The organism is Nocardia sp. NPDC004260 (assembly GCF_053603155.1).
On sequence record NZ_JBSGEZ010000002.1, the window covers coordinates 117,018 to 137,881 of the forward strand.

The 20,864-nt window shown below is 68.7% G+C and carries 19 protein-coding genes; 9 read left to right on the top strand and 10 right to left on the bottom strand.

Going from position 1 to position 20,864, the window contains the following annotated elements; translation table 11 throughout:
• Positions 1-22 precede the first annotated feature (22 nt).
• Positions 23-1,324 (top strand): condensation domain-containing protein, encoded by a 1,302-nt coding sequence (locus ACWEO7_RS02135; RefSeq protein WP_452420117.1) that lies wholly within the window; start codon positions 23-25, stop codon positions 1,322-1,324.
• A 9-nt stretch (positions 1,325-1,333) separates the two neighbouring features.
• Positions 1,334-2,017 carry a hypothetical protein gene (locus tag ACWEO7_RS02140; protein ID WP_452420118.1) on the top strand — a complete coding sequence of 228 codons (684 nt, stop codon included), beginning with the start codon at positions 1,334-1,336 and terminating at the stop codon, positions 2,015-2,017.
• Between the two features lie 15 nt (positions 2,018-2,032).
• On the opposite strand, the gene ACWEO7_RS02145 is transcribed toward ACWEO7_RS02140, so the two are convergent.
• The 8 genes from ACWEO7_RS02145 to folE all read right to left on the bottom strand — a co-directional run bounded on the left by ACWEO7_RS02145 (position 2,033) and on the right by folE (position 11,482).
• Positions 2,033-4,141: an MMPL family transporter gene (locus tag ACWEO7_RS02145; RefSeq protein ID WP_452420119.1), complete on the bottom strand. Its 2,109-nt coding sequence runs from the start codon at positions 4,139-4,141 to the stop codon at positions 2,033-2,035.
• The gene (locus tag ACWEO7_RS02150; protein ID WP_452420120.1) at positions 4,138-5,337 is read right to left on the bottom strand and encodes a peptide synthetase; all 1,200 of its coding nucleotides are present in this window, start codon (positions 5,335-5,337) and stop codon (positions 4,138-4,140) included. Before ACWEO7_RS02150 ends, ACWEO7_RS02145 begins: the two co-directional genes overlap by 4 nt.
• A 26-nt stretch (positions 5,338-5,363) precedes the next feature.
• The gene (locus ACWEO7_RS02155) at positions 5,364-6,410 is read right to left on the bottom strand and encodes an NAD-dependent epimerase/dehydratase family protein (protein WP_452420121.1); all 1,047 of its coding nucleotides are present in this window, start codon (positions 6,408-6,410) and stop codon (positions 5,364-5,366) included.
• On the bottom strand, positions 6,407-6,688 hold the full coding sequence (locus ACWEO7_RS02160) for a hypothetical protein (protein ID WP_452420122.1): 282 nt from the start codon (positions 6,686-6,688) through the stop codon (positions 6,407-6,409). The genes ACWEO7_RS02155 and ACWEO7_RS02160 overlap by 4 nt, the downstream gene beginning before the upstream one ends.
• 2 nt (positions 6,689-6,690) lie before the next feature.
• Positions 6,691-8,364 (bottom strand): fatty acid CoA ligase family protein, encoded by a 1,674-nt coding sequence (locus ACWEO7_RS02165; protein WP_452420123.1) that lies wholly within the window; start codon positions 8,362-8,364, stop codon positions 6,691-6,693.
• Complete coding sequence (locus ACWEO7_RS02170) at positions 8,361-9,275, bottom strand: hypothetical protein (protein ID WP_452420124.1); 915 nt, start codon at positions 9,273-9,275, stop codon at positions 8,361-8,363. The genes ACWEO7_RS02165 and ACWEO7_RS02170 overlap by 4 nt, the downstream gene beginning before the upstream one ends.
• 8 nt (positions 9,276-9,283) lie before the next feature.
• Positions 9,284-10,336, bottom strand: coding sequence for a 3-oxoacyl-ACP synthase III family protein (locus tag ACWEO7_RS02175; RefSeq protein ID WP_452420260.1), 1,053 nt, complete (start codon positions 10,334-10,336; stop codon positions 9,284-9,286).
• Positions 10,337-10,885: 549 nt separating this feature from the next.
• The gene (folE, locus tag ACWEO7_RS02180) at positions 10,886-11,482 is read right to left on the bottom strand and encodes a GTP cyclohydrolase I FolE (RefSeq protein WP_452420125.1); all 597 of its coding nucleotides are present in this window, start codon (positions 11,480-11,482) and stop codon (positions 10,886-10,888) included.
• A 173-nt stretch (positions 11,483-11,655) separates the two neighbouring features.
• On the opposite strand from folE, the gene ACWEO7_RS02185 reads away from it, so the two are divergent.
• Positions 11,656-12,357, top strand: a complete 702-nt coding sequence (locus tag ACWEO7_RS02185; RefSeq protein WP_452420126.1) for a helix-turn-helix transcriptional regulator — start codon at positions 11,656-11,658, stop codon at positions 12,355-12,357.
• An 87-nt stretch (positions 12,358-12,444) separates the two neighbouring features.
• Here the strand turns inward: ACWEO7_RS02185 and ACWEO7_RS02190 are convergent, their stop codons facing one another.
• Positions 12,445-13,107, bottom strand: a complete 663-nt coding sequence (locus ACWEO7_RS02190) for a TetR/AcrR family transcriptional regulator (protein WP_450014877.1) — start codon at positions 13,105-13,107, stop codon at positions 12,445-12,447.
• A gap of 106 nt (positions 13,108-13,213) precedes the next feature.
• Here ACWEO7_RS02190 and ACWEO7_RS02195 point away from each other — a divergent pair, with 106 nt between their 5' ends.
• Genes ACWEO7_RS02195 through ACWEO7_RS02210 form a run of 4 tightly spaced genes read left to right on the top strand, consistent with a single transcriptional unit; the run spans position 13,214 to position 17,581 of the window.
• Entirely contained in the window at positions 13,214-14,089 is an 876-nt protein-coding gene (locus ACWEO7_RS02195; protein ID WP_356961934.1) for a metal-dependent hydrolase, read from the top strand.
• Positions 14,086-15,153, top strand: a complete 1,068-nt coding sequence (locus tag ACWEO7_RS02200; RefSeq protein WP_452420127.1) for a PDR/VanB family oxidoreductase — start codon at positions 14,086-14,088, stop codon at positions 15,151-15,153. Before ACWEO7_RS02195 ends, ACWEO7_RS02200 begins: the two co-directional genes overlap by 4 nt.
• Before the next feature lie 38 nt (positions 15,154-15,191).
• Positions 15,192-16,664 carry a flavin-containing monooxygenase gene (locus tag ACWEO7_RS02205; RefSeq protein WP_452420128.1) on the top strand — a complete coding sequence of 491 codons (1,473 nt, stop codon included), beginning with the start codon at positions 15,192-15,194 and terminating at the stop codon, positions 16,662-16,664.
• A gap of 5 nt (positions 16,665-16,669) precedes the next feature.
• The gene (locus tag ACWEO7_RS02210) at positions 16,670-17,581 is read left to right on the top strand and encodes a short-chain dehydrogenase/reductase (protein ID WP_452420129.1); all 912 of its coding nucleotides are present in this window, start codon (positions 16,670-16,672) and stop codon (positions 17,579-17,581) included.
• Positions 17,582-17,594: 13 nt separating this feature from the next.
• On the opposite strand, the gene ACWEO7_RS02215 is transcribed toward ACWEO7_RS02210, so the two are convergent.
• Positions 17,595-18,278, bottom strand: coding sequence for a TetR/AcrR family transcriptional regulator (locus tag ACWEO7_RS02215; protein WP_450014873.1), 684 nt, complete (start codon positions 18,276-18,278; stop codon positions 17,595-17,597).
• Positions 18,279-18,422: 144 nt separating this feature from the next.
• On the opposite strand from ACWEO7_RS02215, the gene ACWEO7_RS02220 reads away from it, so the two are divergent.
• Both ACWEO7_RS02220 and ACWEO7_RS02225 read left to right on the top strand, forming a co-directional pair.
• Positions 18,423-19,994 (top strand): succinic semialdehyde dehydrogenase, encoded by a 1,572-nt coding sequence (locus ACWEO7_RS02220; protein WP_452420130.1) that lies wholly within the window; start codon positions 18,423-18,425, stop codon positions 19,992-19,994.
• 33 nt (positions 19,995-20,027) lie between these two features.
• Entirely contained in the window at positions 20,028-20,858 is an 831-nt protein-coding gene (locus ACWEO7_RS02225) for an SDR family NAD(P)-dependent oxidoreductase (protein WP_452420131.1), read from the top strand.
• Positions 20,859-20,864 lie beyond the last annotated feature (6 nt).

Sequence of the window (20,864 nt, forward strand, 5' to 3'; positions counted from 1 at the left end):
GGGCGTCGCGGTCCGAGCAGTTGTGGGTGGTGGCCGGGTACTCGCTGGCGTTCGCCTGCGTGCTCTCACCGCCGCTCGCGTCGGTGCGATCGTCGGCCGCCGCCGGATGTTCCTGTGGTCGGCGGTGGCCTTCACGGTGGCCTCGGTGTGGTGCGGGGTGTCCACCACCGCGACGGAACTGGTGCTCGCCCGGATCGTGCAGGGCGTGGCGGGCGCGGGGTTCCGGGTCGACGCCGCCGGTGCGATCGAGCGTCACCTGGTGCCCGAGGAGGACGTCGATTTCGTGCCGGTCGACTACGGCCACGTGGACGAGGCAAGGGCGATCCGCGATCACGTCCAGAAGACGACGCCGGGGCCTTTCGACTGGGACTGCTTCACCTTCGGGGCGATCGAACGCGAGGATTCGACGACGGTCTACCTGGCGGTCGATCATCTGCACACCGACGGATTCGGCCAGTACCTATCCGGGTTCGACCTCGCGCTGCTGTATCTGCGCGAGGTGTGGGAAGACGTCGGCATGCTGCATCCCGCGGCCAGCTATCTCGACTACTGCACCGCCGAACGGGAGTACATCGGCCGGATGACGCTCGCCTCGCCCGGCGTACAGAAGTGGCTGGAGCTCATCCGCGGGAACGACGGCGAACTGCCTTCTTTCCCATTGGATCTGGGCAGGCGGACCGATGTGTACAACCGCAGTGCGCACCGCACGGTCACGCTGTTCGACGAGCACACCGCGCTACGGTTCGAGCGGGTCTGCCGCGACAACGGCGCGGAGTTCGTCGGCGGGATCTTCGCCGCGGCGGCGCTGGCGGAGCGCGAGCTCATCGACAGCGACTACTACTTCGGCATGACACCGGTCAGCACCCGCGGTTCCGCCGCCGAGCGCGCGTCGGTCGGCTGGTATGTGACGTTGCTCCCGGTGGCCTTTCCGATCGCGCCTACCACCACCTTCGCCCGGGCCGCGGCCATCGCGCAGCACGCCTACGAGAACGGCCTGCGCCTGGCTCCCACCTCGTTCCAGCGCGTGGTGGAACTGCTGCCCGCCGACTCCGATCTGGACCTGGAACCGGGCTGGTCCACGCCGATGATCTCCTACGTCGACGCCCGAGAATTGCTCGGCAACGAGATGTTCGACCTGGCGTCGTGCGGGTTGTACGCCAATCGTGCCGCGTCCGAACAGGTGCTGATCTGGATCAACCGGCTCGCGTCGGAGACCACGCTGAGCGTCATCTACCCGGACACGCCGGTGGCGCACGGTTCCGTCGAGCGCTACGTGGCCACGCTCGAAGCGGTGTTCGCGGCGGCGGCCGAGGACACGGTGTGAGGAGGACATGTGCGCACCGCTTTTCGTGACCCGGGGATACCCGACGGAGAGAAGTCCGTCTACACCGTCAGCGTGGCCGATCGGCCGCCGAAGCTCGATCTGATCAGCGTGATATCGCACGACGGCGACGGTTACCGCTCGATGCTCGAGGTCGGCCTCGGACCCGCGAATTTCGCGATGACCATCGAGCAGCGGTTCCAGCGCTCGGGAGATCGGTTGTCGGCCGAGCGCTATCGCGCCGAGACACGCTCGGGCACCACGGTCGTCAGCCGCGAGGAGGCCAACTTCGTCGGCACCACCCATCTTCAGTTCGGCGGCGGGATCGCGCCGTTTCCGGCCAACGTGATGCCGCTCGCCGGCGGCATGACGCTGCTGCGCGGCCTGGACTTCGCCGAGGGCGCCGAGGAGTGCGTCGACCTGTGGCTCGCCTTCTCGGTGCACGTCCCGCTCGGGGCGAAAGTGGAGCAGCGCACCGTCGTCGACGTACCGGCCGGTCGCATCACCAGCTGGCAGGTACGTCTGCGACCGCGGCTCACCGGGCTGAACACGATGGTGGAAAAGGTGATCGGCGGGTTCCTGCCACCCGCGGTGGCGCACTTCGACGCGGTCGCCCCGCACCGGTTGGTCCGGATGAGTTTCCCGACCGGGCCGATGCCGTGGGATCCACGCGGCCTGCTGGAACTGGTCGCTTAGCACCGCTGGACTCCGTCAGGCCGCGGACGTGCGTTCCCGGATGCGGTCGACGGTGGCCGGGATGATGCGGCGGCGCGGTGACCACCAGTTGGCCGGGCCCATCAGCTGGACCAGCGCGGGCACCAAGAGCATGCGGACGAGGGTGGCGTCCACGACGAGTGCGATGATCATGCCCAGACCGAGGAAGCGCATCGGGGTCAGCGGGGAGAGGGTGAACGCCCCGGTGACGATGACCAGCAAGGTCGCCGCTGCGGTGATCACGCGCGCGGTCTTGACCGTGCCGACGCGCACCGACGCCGCGGTGCCGGCGCCCGCGTCGTGCGCTTCGACCATGCGCGACAGCAGGAACACCTCGTAGTCGGTGGACAGCCCGAAGACGACCGCGATGATCAGCACCAGCATGCCCGCGGTGATCGGGCCGCTGCTCACGCCGAGCGGACCGGACAGATGCCCGCCGCAAAAGATCCAGGTGAGCACGCCGAAGGTCGCGGCGAGGCTGAGGAAGGCGAGGGCGACGGCCTTGAGCGGCAACACGATCGAACGGAACGCGGTGAACAGCAGCACCAGCGTCGCGCCGACCATTACGAGGATCATCCACGGCATCCCGGCGACGATGGACCGCACGCTGTCCACGGTGGCCGCGGTGTCGCCGCCGACCCACAGCACGGTGCCGTCCGGCGGCGTCAGGGCACGGATGCCGCGCACCGAGGCGCTCGCCGCTTCGGTGCGATCGGTATCGCGCAGGAACGCGTGGAAGACGACGAAATCCTCGGCGCGACCCACCTGGACGACCTGCCGCACACCGTCGACCTTGCCCAGTGCCGCCGCGGCGGCATCCACCGCGGCCGACTGCGGCGGCCCGTTCGTGCCGTGCAGCACGGCGGTGGCTCCGCTGCCCGCCGCGGGAAACTGCGCGGTGAGCTCTTCGATGGTGACGCGCATGGCGTTGTCCGGGGGCAACGCGTGGTGGTCGATGTCGCCCAGCCGCAGCCCGGCCAACGGCGCCGCGAAGACCAGCAGGACGGCGCCGACGACCACGGTCACCAGCCCCGGCCGCCGCAGCACGCGGTCGACCAGGCCGCCCCAGAACCGGTCGGTGCGATCGATCGCGCGCGCGGCGCCGAGGCGCGCGCCGAACAGGGCGAGCAGGGCGGGCAGCACGGTGAGCGAGAGTCCAGCGGCCAGCGCGACCGCGGTGATCGCGCCGATGCCGAGCGAGCGCAGCACCGCCTGCGGGAAGACGAACGTACCCGCGAACGCGCAAACCAGCAGCAGTGCCGAGAATGCGATGGTTCGTCCCGCGGTCGAGTAAGTGCGGGTGATCGCGGAGCGCACGTCGTGCCCCTCGGCGACCTCCTCGCGGAATCGGGTGACCAGGAACAGCCCGTAGTCGATGGCCATTCCGAGGCCGAGCAGGGAGGCGATGTTCACCGCGAATGTGCTCACCTCGGTGAGTTCGGCGAGCACGCGGATGGCGCCCAGCGCGCCGAGCACGGTCAGGCCGCCGACCACGACCGGGAAGGACGCGGCGACCAGACCGCCGAACACCAGCACCAGGATGAGCAGCGTCAGCGGAAGCGAGAGCGCTTCCGCCCGGACCAGATCGTGCTGGGACTGCGCGTTGATCTCCGTGGAGACCGCGCTGTAGCCGGACAGATCGGCCGGAACACCCGGAACGCGAAGCAGCGGTTCGATGTCGGGGTACGCGGCGACACGCTGGTTGGCGTCACCGGCGAGATAGACCACGGCGAGCGCGTGCCGTCCGTCCGCCGCGCGCAGGAACTGCTTTCGCGCGAACCCAGCGTTCCAATAGGTTTCGATCGGCCGTTGCAGCATCGCCGGATCGATCCGCGCCAGCGACTCCTGCACCGAGGGGCCGATGTCGTCGAGCGTCTGTCCCTCCGGAGCGGTGTAGCGCACGACCACGTCGGGATTCTGCGGTCCGAAGTGCTCGCTCACGAGCTGATCCACGTGCGCGGACTCGCTGCCGGGATCGATGAACCCGGCAGCGGTGACCTTGTCCGACGCTCCGATGCCCAGGAGACCGGACAGCAGCATCACCCCGGTCACGACGGCGAGCACCATCCGTGGCCGGGCGAGGACGACCCGGGCGACGGCGGTCATGCCACGGCCGCCTCGTGCGGCGCGAGCTCGGCCTCGAGCCGCGCGGTGATCTTGTCCAGCAGCGCCTCCAGCCGGGTCTCGATGCCCGCGCCGTTGCGGCAGGAGACGGTCAGCTCCAGCTTCCCGCGCGATTCGACCATGGCGAACAGCAGCGGCATCGCGCCGCTGTGCTGCGGCAGCAACCGCATGGTGGTCGGTGTCCAGCCGGGGACGGCCAGCTCATCGAGATCGCAGCTGCCCATGTGGGAGACGGTGGCCGACACCATGTTCCGGTTCAGCCGTGCTCCCAGCCAGTTGCTCCCGCGCAGCACCGTGCGAATGACGGCGTCCGGGAACTTCGACAGCTTGCCGTTGTCCAATTCGTTCAGTTCGCGTTTCTCCCGCAGACCGACCCGCATCCGCTCCCTGACCGCCTCCCAGTCTTCGCCTGGCGCCACGTCGAGAAACAGGGGCAGCGCCAGGTTCGCGGTGGACCGCAAGCCGGGATCGTGCCTGCGCAGATCGACCGGAATCATGAAGCGCGACTTCGTCTCCGACTCTTCGGCCAGGATCGCCGCCACGCGCGCGACGATGCCCCTGCCGGTCGCCTCGATCGTGCGGTGGCGCAGCAGCCAGCGCGGGGCCGCCGGATCCTGGCGGCCGTGTCCGGACGGCGCCTGGAATGTGGGCAGCACCAAAGTCGGTCTGCCCGCAGCGCCGACCCGCGCGACCAGTTCGGCGTCCGCGACCGGGTCGGGAGCGCCGAGCGGCCGCTGCCCCCGCAGGGCGCGCAACACGTCGTCCACCCACATGCGCATGCCCATGCCGTCCATCACGCCGTGGAAGGCGCGGAACAGCACGGTGGTCTGCGCACCCGTGAGCAGCAGCACCTCGGTGGTGCGGTCCGGTGTGGGACCGATCGGGCTGTTGAGCACCGCGTCATGCTCCAGTGCGTCGTAGTTCAGCGACCATCCCGGCACTACGCGCACGGTGGCGGCCAAACCGCTGTCCACCCAGTCGCGGCCGTCGCGGACGAGGCGGGCGCCGGGAGCGGCGGCCGAGGCCACGTCGACGGCGGCCTGCACGGCGGCCGGGTCGAGGCTGCCTTCACCATGGACGGCGATGTGCATCACGAACGGCGGAGTCACCTGTCGCGTGGCGAAATAGAGGCGTTCGGTGGGGGTGATCTTCCTGCGGAAGACGGGGGCGTTGCTCATGCTGGTCTCCGGTAGCGGGGAAGTGCTCAGCGCAGGTCGCGAGTGAGTTCGACCGCTCCGCCCTGGCTTTGCAGCCAGGTGAGGAAGGCGGTCAGCCCGCTGTCGCGGTCCACGACCGGCCGGTAGCCGAAATCGCGCGCGGCGGCGCTGGTGTCGTAGGTGGCGCTGCGGGTGAGCAGAGCGACGGCGTAGCGCGAGAGCGGAGGCGACCAGCGTGTCGCGACGGCGGGGATGCGCCAGATCGCCTCGATGACCCGCACCGCCGCGTCGATCACCTTGGGGTTGGGTTTCCTGGTCGGCGGCTGGTATCCGAGCTGGGCGGTCACCTGGCCGAGAAAGCCCCAGACGTCGGTCTTCTCCGCGTCGGCGATGAAATACGCTTTGCCGCCCACCGTGTCCGAGGCGGCTGCTCGCACACAGGCCTCGACGATGTTGTCGACGTGGCACAGCGAGGCGTACACGGTGCGGCCGAACGACAAATCCGGCAACGTTCCCGCGCCGGCCCGCCCGAGCATCCGCACGATGGGACCGGACCGGTCGCCCGCACCCCAGATCGCGCGCGGGCGCAGCGCGCAGGTGCGGAATCCCTCGGTGTCGGCGGCCAGCACCGCCCGCTCGGCCGCGGCTTTGGTCTCCGAGTACAGGTTCAGGTAGCGCCGCGGATACGGCACCGACTCGTCGACGTCGATCTGGTCGCCGCCATAGTAGTCCATCAGCGCACTCGGGCTGGAGATGAACACGAACCGCGCGGTCCCGCCGCGCCGAGCCGCCTCCAGCAACCGCTCGGTGGCCCGGACGTTCTCGTTCCAGAACTGTTCCCGGGTGCCGCGCTCGTCCACCCGGGCCGCGCTGTGGAATACGATGTCGACGCCGCGGGTGGCTCGCTCGAGCGACGCCGGATCGGCCAGGTCGCCGTAGACCAGCTGGATCTTGTCGAGGTCGGCGCTCAGGTCGGACAGATCGCTGGTGCGGCGCACCAGGATCGACACATGGTGCTCGCCGTCGCGCACCAATCTGCGCACCAGCGCTCCGCCCAGAAAACCGGACGCGCCGGTCACCAGAACTTTGCTCATTGCCTTTCCTCCTTGCCGGGCTGGGTCCGCCACCAGGTCAGGCCGAAGATCTGCGTCAATATCGCCGTACGGAGGCGACCGCTGCCGGATCCCTCGGCGGCGCGCAAGGCCACCGGAATCTGGGCCGCGTGCACGACGACGCTGAGGAACGCGTCGATCCACCAGACGGTGCGCAGGATCCGGCTGTCGGGGGCATGGCCGGTGGTCGCGGCGAGCGCGCCGCCCGCCAGATACAGCCATCCCAGGACGGGAACCGCCCGCAGTGCGGTCGTTTTCATGATCAGGTATCCGTTCCGAGGCGCTCGGCCGCCCACCCTGTGAGCTCTTCGCGCCCGATCTTGGCGTTGTGCCGGATGTCCACCGGGAACGACGGATGGACCAGGAAGTCGGCGATCGTCCTGGTGAGGTCGAACTGCGCCCCGTGGGCCCGCAGCGCCGGCTCGACGACGGCCGGGTCGGCGCCCGGCTTCACTTCGACGCAGAGCACCGGTCGCTGCGCGCCACGCCGACCGATCCCGACCAGCGCCGTGCGGGCCACACCCGCGACGGTGTTGAAGATCTGCTCCACCTGGACGGTGAACATGGGTCCCCGCGCCGTGACCACGCGCTGACTCTTGCGGCCGCAGAACCAGATCCGCCCCTGTTCATCGATCCACGCGAGATCGCCGGTGCGATGCCAGACCCGATCGCCGTCGACGATCTTGCCCAACGCGTTCGCCTGTTCCGGCCAGTAATACCTGGTGCTGACGTTCGGCCCGCTCACCACCAGTTCGCCGATGCCACGAGTGCCCGCAAGGCCGCCCGCGAGTTCTTCGGCCCGCGCCCACGTCGGTATGGGGTCGTCGGTGATGGCGACGACGCGCGCCTGCACCTGGTAGGAGGGCCTGCCGATACAGGTTCCCGCGCCGCGGTGCGCCCGTTCGACCAAGCCGTCCAGCAGTTCCCTGGACTCGATGGTGGACATCGGCAGCGCCTCGGTGGACCCGTATCCCGCCACCACCTTCGCGTCCTCGCCCAGCACCGCGCGCAGTCCGGCGATGCACCAGTCCGGCACCGGCGCGCCACCGGAATAGATGCTCTCCAGCGACGCGAGCGGAGTCGGGTGGGCACGCAGGTATTCCAGTAGCGGGATGAGTACGGCGGGGGAGGCGAACATGGTATTCACCCCGAACTTCTCGATCGCGTCGGCCACATGCGCCGGATCCGTCGCGCCCACCTTGCTCGGGATGAGCGGCGGCAGCACGCAGCGCGAGCCGAGCAGCAGATCCAGCACGCCGACCAGCGGAAGGGTGATCAAGGAGGCTTCCGGCGCCACCTCCCCGCGTGCTACGTGCACCTGCTCCACCATCGCGGCCAGGTTGCCGTGTGTCAGCTGCACGGCTTTGGCCGGGCCGGTGCTGCCGGTGGTGAAAGCGATGAGCAGCAAATCGTCTCCGGTGGCCGGGCGGCCCACAGGCATCGAGCCGGTGGGCGTGCGGCCCCAGTCCCGCAGTGACTCGCCGCGCCAGAACCAGCGTCTGCCGACCGTCACCGCCGTGTGGACGGTGCGGAAGCCGCGCCGGAACAACACGCGCAGCGCATGCGCCTGCGGGATGCCGATGAACGCCTCGGCATCCACGGCGCGCAAGCAGCGCAACATCTTTCGCACGCCCATGCCCGGGTCGATCACCACGGCCACCGCGCCGATCTTGAGCAGCCCGAACATGATCGCGTACAGCTCCGGGCTCGGCAGCACCAGCACGATGGTGCGCGTCCCGGTGCCGACACCCGACGCGGCGAGCCGCTGGGCGATCGTGTCCGACCACGCGTCCAGCTCGCGATAGGTCAGGTGCCGGTAGGCCGGCAGGCCATCGGGGCCGACCCCGTCCGCGTAGCGCACGGCCACCCGGGTGGGGTCGGTGCGGACGACCGCACGGAACCGATCGATGGCCTGCCAGTAGGTTCCCGTTGTCACGCAGGCGCCCCGGCGAAGGCGGGCAGCCGGTAGAGCACCGCCGCCGCGGAGGGACCCGCGCCCGCCGCGACGAACAGCAGTTGGCGATGAGCGGCGAGGGTATCGTCCGCTACCGCCTGGTCGTAGGCCGCGGTGAGCGCGGCCGTGTGCGGGTCGCCGTCGCGCAGATCCGGTGTGCGGACCGAGCTTTCGTCGATGCCGAGCGCGGCGGCCAGCTTCTTCGGGAACTCCGGGCTCGGCGTCGAGGCGATCAGCGCGATCTCGTCGAGCGAGGCGTGGTCGGACTCGGCGAGCGCCCGGCGCGCGGCGTCGACGGCCACCTCCAGCAGGCGGTCCTCGAAGCCGGGCTCGCGTTCCACCGTCATGGCGCCGCGGCCGGTGTTGCCCATGGTCGTCACGTCGACGTAGGCCTCGATCGCGGGCGTGCCCTCGCCCGCGACGGTGTGCACCCTGCCGAAGCCGGTCGGCTCGTCGGTGTGTTCGAGCAGCAGCGCCGCGCCGCAGGTGGCGTACGGGAACCGGTCGTCGCCGACGGAACGCAGCAGGGACGGATGGGTGTCGCCGGAGACGACGAGCACGTGCTCGGCGCTGCCGGTCTCCAGGACCGACGTGGCCACCTGCACCGCGTTGAGCACGCCGATCGCGCCGTTCATCAGATCGAACGAGAACGTCCTCGGGTCGTCCTTGGCGTATTCCAGGCCGATTCCGGCCGCTTTCTGGATCAGCGCCGACACCGCGGGCTCGACCGTGTTGGAATCCCGGAAGATACCCGCGTTGATCAGCAGGCCGACCTGGTCGGGACGGATGCCGGCCCGCTCGAGGCACCGCTTGGCCGCGCGGCCGTTGTGCTCCACGATGCTGTTGGTGTCGCCGCCGCGGCTGATCGCGGTGGACTTGATACGCACACTCATGACCGGCCTCAGACCTTCAGTGACGAGATGGTGGTGGACAGGAAACCGGTGACGATGCCGGAAGCCGCGGGCACCAGCAGCAACTTCGAGCCCGCGGGGATGCTCTGCTCGCTGAGCTGATCGTGCAGCACGATGAAATGCGAAGTGGTGGAAGTATTTCCGTACTTCTCGATGACCCGCAGGTCCGGCGGCATCGGACTGCCGAACTCGCGCTCGGCGATCGCGTTCATCCACGGGATGGCGGTGGCGCCGAACTGATGGTGGATGACGTAGTCGAACTTCTCGTCAGCGAAGGTCTTGCCCTGTGCCTCGAGGAATTTCCGCTGGGTATTGGTGCCGAGCAGGAAGCGATCCTCGTTGTGCATCCTGCGGTTGTCGGTGTACATCGCGATGCCTTGCGTCTTGCCGCTCGGCATGCCCAGACACAACTGCGCGTATTCCGCGGCGGTCATCATTTCGATGTAGTGGATCATGTCGTTTTCATCGACTGCGCGATCCAGCACGATCGCGCATCCGGAGTCGCCGACGGACAGCGAAGCGAATTGCGGATCGTATTTCTGGGAAATCTCGGCAACTGCGGTCTCGGCGATCGGGGAAATGGCTTCACCACTGACCACGAGGCCATTGCGAACGGCGCCGGAACGGATCATCCGATCCAGGATGTACGTGCCGGTGAGCATTCCTGCGCAGGCATTGGTGATATCGAATGTGATCGCGTTCTTCGCGCCGATAAGGCGGCTTATCGAACCGGCGAACGACGGCTCCATGTACACCCTGGTCGCGTTCTTGCTCCGCGTGATCGAGGCGGAGATGATGACGTCGATCTCCTCCGGTGCATACTGTGACCTGGACAGACAGTCTTCGACAGCTTTGATGGCCAGTGTGAACGAGTCCTCGTGACTTTCCGGCCTGGTATCGCGGAACCGGCGCTCACGGACGCCGGTGATTTTCTCAAGATCGAATGAAGGCGGTTCTTTCAGCCCGGAAAGAAGCTCCTCCGTGGTGACGACTCTGGAAGGCAGATAGGCGCCGATGGATTCGAAACGAGAATGGGGAGACACGAGCGCTCCTGAAATCGTGGGGAAATACGGTTCCGGATCGACTCTGATCGTCGGTGCAGTGAACACTACCCGACAGTAACAACGAATGGCTATATCACCTTCGAGCGCTCCGTCTGAGACGGAAATCACTGCCGATGGTATCTGTTTCGTGAGGTATCACCAACCGGTGACCGGCTGGCTATGGCGTTCGCAGTATTGCGATGTGGACTGCCGTTTCGGCTTGTCGCGGCGTTTCCCGTCGCGGGCCGTATGCGGCGGCCCGGGTGGGCGAATGCGTCGCTTTCGGAATGGCAACCGATCGGCTATTGCCGAATGGCGGCAATGTGTGAGTACTCGGGGAGACGTCTCTCTCGTCGGATGTGAGTGACTTCACTGCGAACCGTGCGCCCGGTGCGGGATCGGAGTGCTGCGGCCGGTGCTCCGATCCGTGCCGAACATCGCTGTGGCACAGAAGGTTTGCCCACTATTGGACGTGCCGAACGATCCGGGCGGCGCCGCAGTGTGTGCGGTCGCTGCTCGGCAGGGGTTGTAACTCGACGGTGGAGATGGTCAGGGCGCGATCCCGGTGAGGGAGAAGAACTCCTGGCGAGAGCGGGCGTCGTCACGCAGTGTGCCGAGCATGGTGGAAGTGACCGTGGTCGCGCCGACCGCCTGCACGCCGCGCAGGGTCATGCAGGTGTGTTCGGCTTCGATGACGACCCCGACCCCTTTGGGGCTCAGATTGGTCGCCAGCCAGTCGGCTATCTGTTTGGTCAGTCGTTCCTGCACCTGCGGGCGGCAGGAGAAGTGCTCGACTATGCGGGCGAGCTTGGACAGTCCGAGGATGCGGTCGCCCGGTAGATAACCGACGTGGGCGACCCCGACGAACGGCAGCAGGTGGTGCTCGCATACCGACCGCAACGGGATGCGGCGGGCCAGTACGAGCTCGTCGTAGCCCTCGTCGTTGGGGAAAGTGGTCAGGTCGAACGGGCGGGGAGTGAACAGTTCGGCGTAGGCGCGAGCCATGCGGCCCGGGGTGGCCTTCAGGTGTTCGTCGTCGAGGCCGACGCCGAGCGCGGAGAGGAACTCGCCGGCGGCGCGCTCGGCGGCGGTCAGGTCGACGGTCGTGCCGGAGTCGTGGACGACTCGTAACGCGGAATGGGACATGAACGCTGGCTCCCATGTCGAGGGCGGCTCGTGGCGCACCGCCGTGGCTGGTCCGAATACGGTCGGCTTATTACGACAATTATTATTGGTTAAATTCTCCGATGTGGTCAAGAGCTGGGCATATATCGCTTCAAACTGATTTCAACCAGTGTGGTGAGTGCTATCGTGATCCTGTGACCAGCGATGCGGCGATCGGTGCAGTGGCCGCCCTCGACGACGAACTGCGCCGCGGGATGTACCGGTTCATCCGTCGCGCCCGTCGCCCGGTGACCCGGGACGAGGCCGCCGAGCAGGTCGGGATATCCCGCAAGCTGGCCGCGTTCCACCTGGACAAGCTCGTCGACGCCGGATTGCTGCGGGCCCGCTACGAGCAGGTCGGCGGCGTCCGGCGGGTCGGGCGCACGCCGAAGGTCTACGAGCCCGCCGACACCGAGGTCCAGGTCAGCATTCCCGAACGCCGTCACCAGGTGCTGGCGGAGATACTCGCCGACGCCGTTCTCGCCGAGTCGGCCGACGAGACCTCGCGGGAGGCCGCGATGCGGATAGCCCGCGATCGCGGCGCCGAACACGGACAAGCGCTACGGCAACAGCTTCGGCCGGGACGCCTCGGCGCCGAACGTGCGCTGACCCTGCTGCAGTCGACGCTCACCGATCAAGGGTTCGAACCCGGCCGGGAAAGCGCGGGATGTCTGCGCCTGCGGAACTGCCCGTTCCACCCACTCGCGGCCAAGGCTCCGGACCTGGTGTGCGGAATCAACCACGCCTACCTGCGTGGGTTTCTGAACGGCCTGGAAGCCGACACTGTGACGGCAATGCTCGCGCCGGCGGCGGGCGAGTGCTGCGTCGAGCTGCGTTCGCCCGGCGGCCGCGTGTGATCGATCACCGGCCCGGAGCGGCCGGTCGGCCACGTTCGGGTGGCGCCCGTCGAGCCGCGTGGTCCGATCGGGCGCTCGGCGTCGGAGCTAGGCTTCGGTGCTCAGCGAGGAGCGCGCTGTGGCGATCCGTTCGAGCACGTCGGACGTGTGCGCGTCGAAACGCTCTCGGGGGACCTGGATCTCACCGTCGAGCCAGGGGCGATAGAGGTAAGCGAGCGCACCGAAGATGGCGCTGGCGTTGAGTTCGTGGTCGTGCTCGTCGGGCATCGGCTCGGTGTAGTCGCCCGCGCTGATGACCAACGCGATCGGCGCGGTGAACAGGCCGATGAGTTCATAGGCGCGCGGCAAGAGCACGGGCGTGGCCTGCGACTCGACGAACATGATCCGCCCGCGGCGGCGGTCCTCCAGCAGATAGTCGGTGAAGACGGCGACCATGTGGCGGAACATCGCGTCGCGTTCGACGGGTGCGTTGGGCAGCTCGTCCAGCAACCGGTCCCGCGCGCCGAGCACCACGGTGTCCAGCACGGTGGTCAGCAGCGCGTCCAGGTTCGGAAAGCTCTCGTAGAAGTAGCGCTCGGTGAGTCCGGCCTGTCGGCAGACACCTCGCATGGACGTCTCGGCCGCGCCCACGGTGGCCATCAATTCCGTGCACGCCTCGATCAGCTGTTCCCGGCGCGCGGCGACGCGATCGGCGGGGGATTGCCCGCGCCAGCGGCGCATGCCAGGAATCGACCCGTCGGCTTCGTCCATGGCCGTCATCCTCTCATAGCGGCCGAATTGACATCATGTGATGTTGACAGCATGTGATGTCACCAATACATTGCGAAGACCGCCGATCGATCACGAGGGGTGCGAGATGGGTTCTGCCGTATATGCCGACCAGACACACGCCATCAACGCGCGGGCCGTGGAGTTCGACTTCGCCACGGTGCCGATGCATTACATCCCCGGCGAGGCGATGGCCACCCACATCATCAACGTGATGCACCTGGTGCTGCCCGAAGGCGAGCGCGCGATGGCGCAGGCGCTGGCCGAGGCACTGCCGCTGATCGACGACGAGCGGTTACGCGAGGAAGTCCGCGGCTTCATCGGCCAGGAATCCATGCACGCCAGTTCGCACGAGAAGGCGCGTGAACAGTTGGAGCGGCTCGGCTTGGAGGTCGGCCCGATGGTCGACCGGGTCACCTGGCTGGTCGACCGGATACTCGGCGATCACGGACTGTCCGGCCGGGCCAAGCGGGAGTGGTTGTGCGAGCGGCTGGCGTTGTTCGCGGGCATGGAGCACTACACCGCGGTCATCGGGGAGTGGCTGCTCACCAACGACAAGCTCGAGGCCAAGGGCATGCACCCGGCGATGCTGGATCTGATCCGCTGGCACGGCGCGGAGGAGGTCGAGCATCGCAGCGTCGTCTACGACGCGTACATGCACGTCGACGGCGGATACGCGCGCAAGGCGCGGCAGGCGCTGTTGGCCAGCGCGGGCCTGCTCGTGTTGTTCGTCATCTCCGGGGGCTACCTGTTCCACAAGGACCCGTCGAAGCACAAAGGCCGATTCTGGCCACTCCAAATGGCCAGCGCCTCGGTGCGCGGCGTGGTGCCGAGCTTCACGACCTTCTTCACCGAGATTCCGCGTTACCTGCGGCCGGGCTTCCACCCGTCGCAGCTCGGCCCGATGGACAACGCCCTGCGTTACCTCGCGCAGTCGCCCGCGGCACGGGCGGCGCGCGGGTGACCGCCGTCGAGCGGTTCCAGCCGGGGACCGCGCTGCGCCTGATCGGCTCGGCGGCCGACGCCTACAAGCGGCTGTTCGTGGAAGGCGACGCCGCCCGACTGCTCTCGCGCCCGGATCCGGTCCGCCGCACCGGCTACGAATTCGAGGTGGTCGTCGACCGGATCGGCCAGGAGGCCGACGGTGTGGTGAGCTTGTGGTTGCGCCACCCCGACGGCGGCCCGCTGCCCGCGTGGACGCCCGGCGCGCATCTGGACGTCTTCCTGCCGTCCGGTCGCCAGCGGCAGTATTCGCTCACCAACGACCCCGCCGACCGCGGGTTCTACCGCATCGCGGTCCGTTTCATCGCCGACGGCGAGGGCGGCTCCGCGGAGATCCATCGGGATCTGCGGGTGGGTGACCGCCTGGGCGTGCGCGGGCCGCGCAACGCGTTCCCTTTCGTCGCCGCGCCGTGTTATCTGTTCGTCGCGGGCGGCATCGGGATCACGCCGATCCTGCCCATGGTCGCCGCGGCCGAGCGTGCCGGGGTGCCGTGGCGGTTGATGTACCTGGGCCGCTCCAGGACGCGCATGCCGTTCCTGTACGACTTGGCCCGCTACACCGGCGGTGACGTGGTGGTGCGGCCGGACGACGAGTTCGGCGTACCCGACGCGCGGATGATCTTCGAGCAGACGCCGCCCGGCGCCGCGGTCTACGTCTGCGGGCCGCCGCCGCTGGCCGAGGCCGCGCGCGGGGTGCTCGCGCTGCACGATCCCTCGGCCTCGCTGCACACCGAGCGGTTCTCGCCGCTGCCCGTGCGGGACGGGGAGCCGTTCCGGATCAGGTTGCGTCGCAGCGGGTTCGACGTGCAAGTCGCCGCCGACGAGTCCGCGCTCAGCGCGATCCGCCGCGTGCTGCCCGGCGTGGCCTACTCCTGCGGGCAGGGTTTCTGTGGCACCTGCAAGACCCGGGTGCTCGCGGGCGCGGTGGAGCACCGGGACCGGTCACTGCTCGAGTCCGAGCGCGCGGAGGCGATGCTGACCTGCGTCTCCCGCGCGCACGGCGGCGAACTCGAACTGGATCTGTGAGCTCGCCGGCCAACGTCGCCCGCGGGTGGGAGGAGGACATGGCAGTGGCTGCGCATGCGGAGCACGTCCCGATCGCGGTGATCGGAGCCGGGATAGCCGGAATCGGTCTGGCGGTCGCGCTGCGCGAGGCGGGTATCGAGGATTTCGTGCTGCTCGAGCGCGCGGACGACCTCGGTGGCACCTGGCGGGCGAACACCTATCCGGGCTGTGCCTGCGACGTGCCCTCGCATCTGTATTCGTACTCCTTCGCGCCCAATCCGGATTGGTCGCGCACCTACGGGTCGCAGCCGGAGATCCTCGCCTACCTCCGCTCGGTCGCGACGCGCCACGACGTGGTGCGCCACATGCGGTTCGGCGTCGAACTGCTCGAGGCGCGCTGGGACGAAGCGGCCACGCGGTGGCGGCTGCGCACCGATCGCGGCGATCTGACCGCGGACGTACTGGTCTCCGCCGTGGGGCCGTTCAGCGAGGCGCGGATCCCGCGGCTGCCGGGCGCGGAGACCTTCGAAGGGGCGCAATTCCATTCGCTGCACTGGGACCACGAGCACGATCTCACCGGCGAGCGGGTCGCGGTGATCGGCACGGGCGCGTCGGCCGTGCAGTTCATCCCCGAGATCCAGCCGCTGGTGGGCGAGTTGACCGTGTTCCAGCGTTCGGCGCCGTGGATCGTCTCGCGGTTGGATCGCCGCACGCTGCCCGCCGAACGCGCGCTATTGCGCCGGGTGCCTGCGCTCGGCCGCGCGCTGCGCGGCCTGTACTACACCGGCATCGAAGGGTTCGGCCTGGTCGGCTTCGTGGACAAGCGATTCCGCCATCCGTACGAGGCGCTCGGCAGACTCCAGTTGCTGCGTCAGGTTCGCGATCCCGAGCTGCGGCGCAAACTCACCCCCGACTACGTGATCGGATGCAAGCGGGCGATCTTCTCCGACGCCTACTATCCGGCGCTGACCCAACCGAACGTCGAGGTGGTGACCGAGGGCATCCGAGAGATCCGCGCCGGGTCGATCGTCACCGCCGACGGCGCGGAGCACCCTGTGGACACGATCATCTGGGGTACCGGATTCGGTGTTCCCCCCGCCGTTTTCGATCGGGTGCACGGAATCGGCGGGCGCTCCATCGGTGAGCGGTACCGGGAGCGGCCGAGCAGTTACCTCGGCACGACCATGGCCGGGTTCCCGAACTTCTTCTGCACGCTGGGTCCGTTCGGGGCGGCGGGCAATCAGTCCGCCATCTATATGATCGAGGCGCAGGTGCGCTATATCGTCGATGCCGTGACCACCATGCGTGCGCAGAACATCCAGCGGATCGATGTGCGCGAGGAGGTGCAGCGCGCCTTCCTCGACGAGGTGACCGAGCGCAGCCGCGACACCGCTTGGCTGACCGGCGGTTGCCGCAGCTACTACCAGACCGCCGACGGCGGCAACGCGGGCCTGTACCCGAACTGGAGCTTCGAATATCGCAGGCGAACAAGTCGTTTCGACCACGAGTCCTACCGGCTGCGGGCGGGGTGAGGGCCGTGGTCGTCGGCCTGCTGCGTCAGCTGCTTTCCTCGCCCGCCGAGCACCCCTTCGACGTCCGCGACCGAGTGGTGGTGATCACCGGCGCGGGCACCGGCATCGGCCGGGCGCTGGCCGAAAAGCTCTACGCCTCGGGCGCTTCGGTGGCGCTGATCGATATCGACGAGGCCGCTGCCGCGGCCGTCGGGCGCTCGATGGGGGAGCGCGCGCTGGTCGTGCGCGCTGACGTCTCCGATCGAATCGGCATGCGCGAAGCCATCTCCCGGGTGCGCGAGCGGTTCGGACGGATCGATGTCGTGGTGGCCAACGCGGGCGTGGTGCCCGAGCCCGCGACCATCCGGACGATGAATCCCGGCGACTTCGATCGGGTCATCGGCATCAACGTGACCGGCGTGTTCAACACTGTGCATCCGGCGCTGGACGACGTCGTCGCCGCGAAAGGGCATGTGGTGGTGGTGTCCTCCGCCGCGGCGTTCGCACCGGGCATGGCCGGTTCGCCTTACATGGTCAGCAAGGCCGCCGTCGAGCAGTTCGGGCGGGCGCTGCGGGTGGAGCTGGCCGCGGTCGGCGCGACCGCGGGCGTGGCGTACTTCGGCATCGTCGACACCGCGATGACCCACGGCACCCTCGACGAAGACGATCTGGGCGCCGATCTGGGCGCGTTGCTGCCGTGGCCGCTCAACCTGCGCATCACCGTGCGCGACGCGGCGGAATCCATCGCCGACGGCATCGCCCGTCGCGCCGCACGCACCATCGCGCCGCCGCAGTGGGAGCCCTACGCGTTGTTCCGCGGCGCGATCAACGTGGTGCTGGACAGCAGGCTGGCCCGGGACCCGCGCGTGCACGACCTGATCCACCGGGTCGAACAGCGCGTCCTCGACAGCCACCCCGTCACCCCGGTTCCGCGCTGACGCGCGGGCCGGGCTATGGCTCGGCGGGGAAGATCGTGGGCAGCGTCAGCGCGTATTCCACATCGGCCCGCGTGCCCAACGTCGTGAGCAGCACCCGGATCATGGTCAGGCGTGCCGCCGCGACCGTGTCCGCGTCCGGCTCGGCGCCGGGTGCGGTACCGGCGGAGATCCGGTAGACCACGTACTCGCACAAATGCAGCGCGGCGTCGAGGTCCAGCGGACTCGGCACCGGGCGGCCCAGCCCGGCGAACGTCTCGCGCACCAGCGCGCGGATGTCGTCGAGCGCGCGCTCCCGGTACACCGACACCGGCGAGCCCGGATCGTGCAACTCCGCGAACAGTGGCCGCAGCATGGGACCGTGCCCGCGCGCCCAGTCCAGGTAGGCGTCGATCAATCGGATGCCGAGCTCGACCGGCTCGTCGGTGCCGGTCAGCGCCGTACGAATGCCGCCGACCAATCCCTCGTTGGAACTGTCCAGCACCGCGAGCAGCGGTTCGTTCGCGTTGGCGAAGTAGCGGTAGAAGGTCGGACGCGCCAACCCGGCCTGCTCGATGATCTGCGCGACGCTCAGCCCGCGGGAACCGGTGCGGGTGAACACTTCCGCCGTCGCCAGCACGATCCGGGCGCGCACCTCTTCGGCTTGTTCCGGGGTCTGCGGCGGTCTGCCGCGCCGCGCGGCCGACGTCTCAGCGGGCATGGTGCCACCTCACAAAGCGGCCCCCGGGATATCTGTGCGCCACGACGAACAGCTTGACACGAGCAGTGACATAGACATTAATCTAACACCACTGTTCATTTAATAGGGCGCGCACGCGGCCCACCGTTCTCGAGAGGGCCGAACATGACCATCGCCTCCCACCCGGTCACCGTCGCCGCGCTGCCCTCCGCGTTGGTGCGCCCGTTGCTCGCGCACGCCGTCGCGGGCGGCGCCCCCGCGGTCGAAGTGTTCGCGCCCGCGACCGGCGCGAAGATCGCCGACCTGCCGCAGTCCTCCACCGGCGACATCGAGACCGCGTTCGCCACCGCCCGCGAAGCGCAGCGCCAATGGGCGCGGCGTCCGGTGCGGGAAAGGGTCGCGGTGCTGCGCCGGTTCCACGACATCGTGCTGGCCGAGCAGGACACCATCCTGGACATCGTGCAGACCGAGACCGGCAAGGCACGGGCGCATGCCTTCGACGAGGTCGGCGACGTGGCCGTGAACGCCAGGTACTACGCCTCGGTGGCCGGGCGGCTGCTGGCCATCCGCAAGCCGCGCGGAGTGCTGCCCGTGCTCACCCAGGTCGACGTGCTGCACCGGCCCAAGGGCGTGGTGGCGGTGATCTCGCCCTGGAACTACCCGTTGGCACTGGCCGTCTCCGACGCGCTGCCCGCCCTCGTCGCGGGCAACGCGGTGGTGGCGCGCCCGGACAACCAGACCGCGCTCACCGCGCTATGGGCCATCGATGCCGCCGTGCGCGCCGGACTGCCGCGTGGGCTCTGGCAGGCGGTGCTCGGCCGCGGCTCGGTGATCGGCGGCGATGTGATCGCCCGCGCCGACTACGTCGACTACACCGGCTCCAGCGCCACCGGGCGCACCATCGCCCAGCAGGCGGGCGAGCGGCTGATCGGCTATTCCCTCGAACTGGGTGGCAAGAACCCGCTGCTGGTGCTCGCCGACGCGGACCTCTCCCGTGCCGCCAAGATCGCCATCCGCGCCTGCTTCGCCTCGGCCGGGCAGCTGTGCGAGTCGATGGAACGGATCTACGTACACGACAGCGTCTATGACCGCTTCGTCGCCGAATTCGTCGGGCACGTCGAGGCCATCGAACTCGGCGGCGGGCTGAACTACGACAGCGACATGGGTTCGCTGACCTTCCAGCGTCAGCTGGACACGGTGCTGGCGCACGTGAACGACGCGGTGGCCAAGGGCGCCACGGTGCTGGCGGGCGGTCGCGCGCGCCCGGACCTCGGCCCGTACTTCTACGAGCCCACCGTGCTGGCGGGCGTGCGGCCGGGCATGACGGTGCATCGGGAGGAGACCTTCGGCCCCGTGGTCTCGATCTACCGCGTGAGCAGTGACGACGATGCCGTTGCGCAGGCCAATGACACCGCCTACGGCCTCAACGCCAGCGTCTGGACCAAGGACACCGCCCGCGGCCGTGCGGTGGCGGCGCGGATCAACGCGGGCTCGGTGAACGTCAACGAGGGCTTCATCGCCGCGTGGGGCAGCGCCGACGCGCCGTCGGGTGGGCTCGGCATCTCCGGCACGGGGCGCAGGCACGGTCCCGAAGGCCTGCTCAAGTACATCGACACCCAGACCATCGCGGTGCAGCGGGTGCTGCCCATCGCGCCGCTGCCCGGCATGTCCGAAGCGCTCTGGGCCAAGACCATGACGCTGTACTTCGGCGTCATGAAATCGCTTCGGCAGAAGTAACTCGCAGGACTCACGGATCAGGAAGCGGTACGGATGAAACTGGACACGGTGGCGGGCAAGAGGGTCCTGGTCACGGGGGCCGCGATGGGCCTGGGCAAGCTGTTCGCCGAGCGTGCGGTGCGCGAAGGCGCCGCGGCGGTGGTGCTGTGGGACATCAACGAGGCCGCGCTGAAGGAGACCGCCGCCGAGCTGACCGGCCGCGGCAGCGCCGTGCATCATCTCGTGGTCGACGTGGCCTCGGCCGAGTCGATCACCGAGGCGGCGGCGAGCGCGCGCGAGCAGGTCGGCGGCATCGACATCCTGGTCAACAACGCGGGCATCGTGCGCGGCAACAGCTACTTCTGGGAAACCGACAATCGCGCCGACATCGACAAGACGATGGCGATCAATTCGCTCGGCCCGATGTACGTCACGCTCGAATTCCTGCCCGCGATGGTCGCCGGATCCACCGAGGCGCGAGTGCTGACCATCGCTTCCTCGGCGGGCCTGGTGTCCAACCCGCGCATGAGCGTCTACGCCGCGTCCAAGTGGGCGGCGCTGGGCTGGTCGGACTCCGTGCGCATCGAGCTGGAACAGGCCGGCCACGACCACGTGAAGATCACCACGGTCTGCCCGACCTACATCGACACCGGAATGTTCGAGGGCGCCAAGGGATTCCTGTTCACGCCGATCCTGGACCAGCAGAAGGTAGTCGACACCTCGTGGCGGGAGATGAAGAACGGCACCCCGCTGCTCGTACTGCCGTGGACCTCACGCTTGAACAAGGCGCTCTCCGGTCTGCTGCCGATCAAGCTGCGCGACCTGTTCCTCGACACCGTCGGTGTCTACCACTCGATGGACGAGTTCACCGGCCGCAAGAAGTAGCGCGGC

Bases quoted from the DNA above. Each gene is read 5' to 3' on its own strand.
- ACWEO7_RS02160 (WP_452420122.1), bottom strand. From the start codon at position 6,688: ATGAAAACGACCGCACTGCGGGCGGTTCCCGTCCTGGGATGGCTGTAT.
- ACWEO7_RS02215 (WP_450014873.1), bottom strand. From the start codon at position 18,278: ATGCCCGCTGAGACGTCGGCCGCGCGGCGCGGCAGACCGCCGCAGACC.
- folE (WP_452420125.1), bottom strand. From the start codon at position 11,482: ATGTCCCATTCCGCGTTACGAGTCGTCCACGACTCCGGCACGACCGTC.
- ACWEO7_RS02150 (WP_452420120.1), bottom strand. From the start codon at position 5,337: ATGAGCAACGCCCCCGTCTTCCGCAGGAAGATCACCCCCACCGAACGC.
- ACWEO7_RS02195 (WP_356961934.1), top strand. From the start codon at position 13,214: ATGGGTTCTGCCGTATATGCCGACCAGACACACGCCATCAACGCGCGG.
- ACWEO7_RS02155 (WP_452420121.1), bottom strand. From the start codon at position 6,410: ATGAGCAAAGTTCTGGTGACCGGCGCGTCCGGTTTTCTGGGCGGAGCG.
- ACWEO7_RS02190 (WP_450014877.1), bottom strand. From the start codon at position 13,107: ATGGACGAAGCCGACGGGTCGATTCCTGGCATGCGCCGCTGGCGCGGG.
- ACWEO7_RS02170 (WP_452420124.1), bottom strand. From the start codon at position 9,275: ATGAGTGTGCGTATCAAGTCCACCGCGATCAGCCGCGGCGGCGACACC.
- ACWEO7_RS02225 (WP_452420131.1), top strand. From the start codon at position 20,028: ATGAAACTGGACACGGTGGCGGGCAAGAGGGTCCTGGTCACGGGGGCC.
- ACWEO7_RS02205 (WP_452420128.1), top strand. From the start codon at position 15,192: ATGGCAGTGGCTGCGCATGCGGAGCACGTCCCGATCGCGGTGATCGGA.
- ACWEO7_RS02145 (WP_452420119.1), bottom strand. From the start codon at position 4,141: ATGACCGCCGTCGCCCGGGTCGTCCTCGCCCGGCCACGGATGGTGCTC.
- ACWEO7_RS02220 (WP_452420130.1), top strand. From the start codon at position 18,423: ATGACCATCGCCTCCCACCCGGTCACCGTCGCCGCGCTGCCCTCCGCG.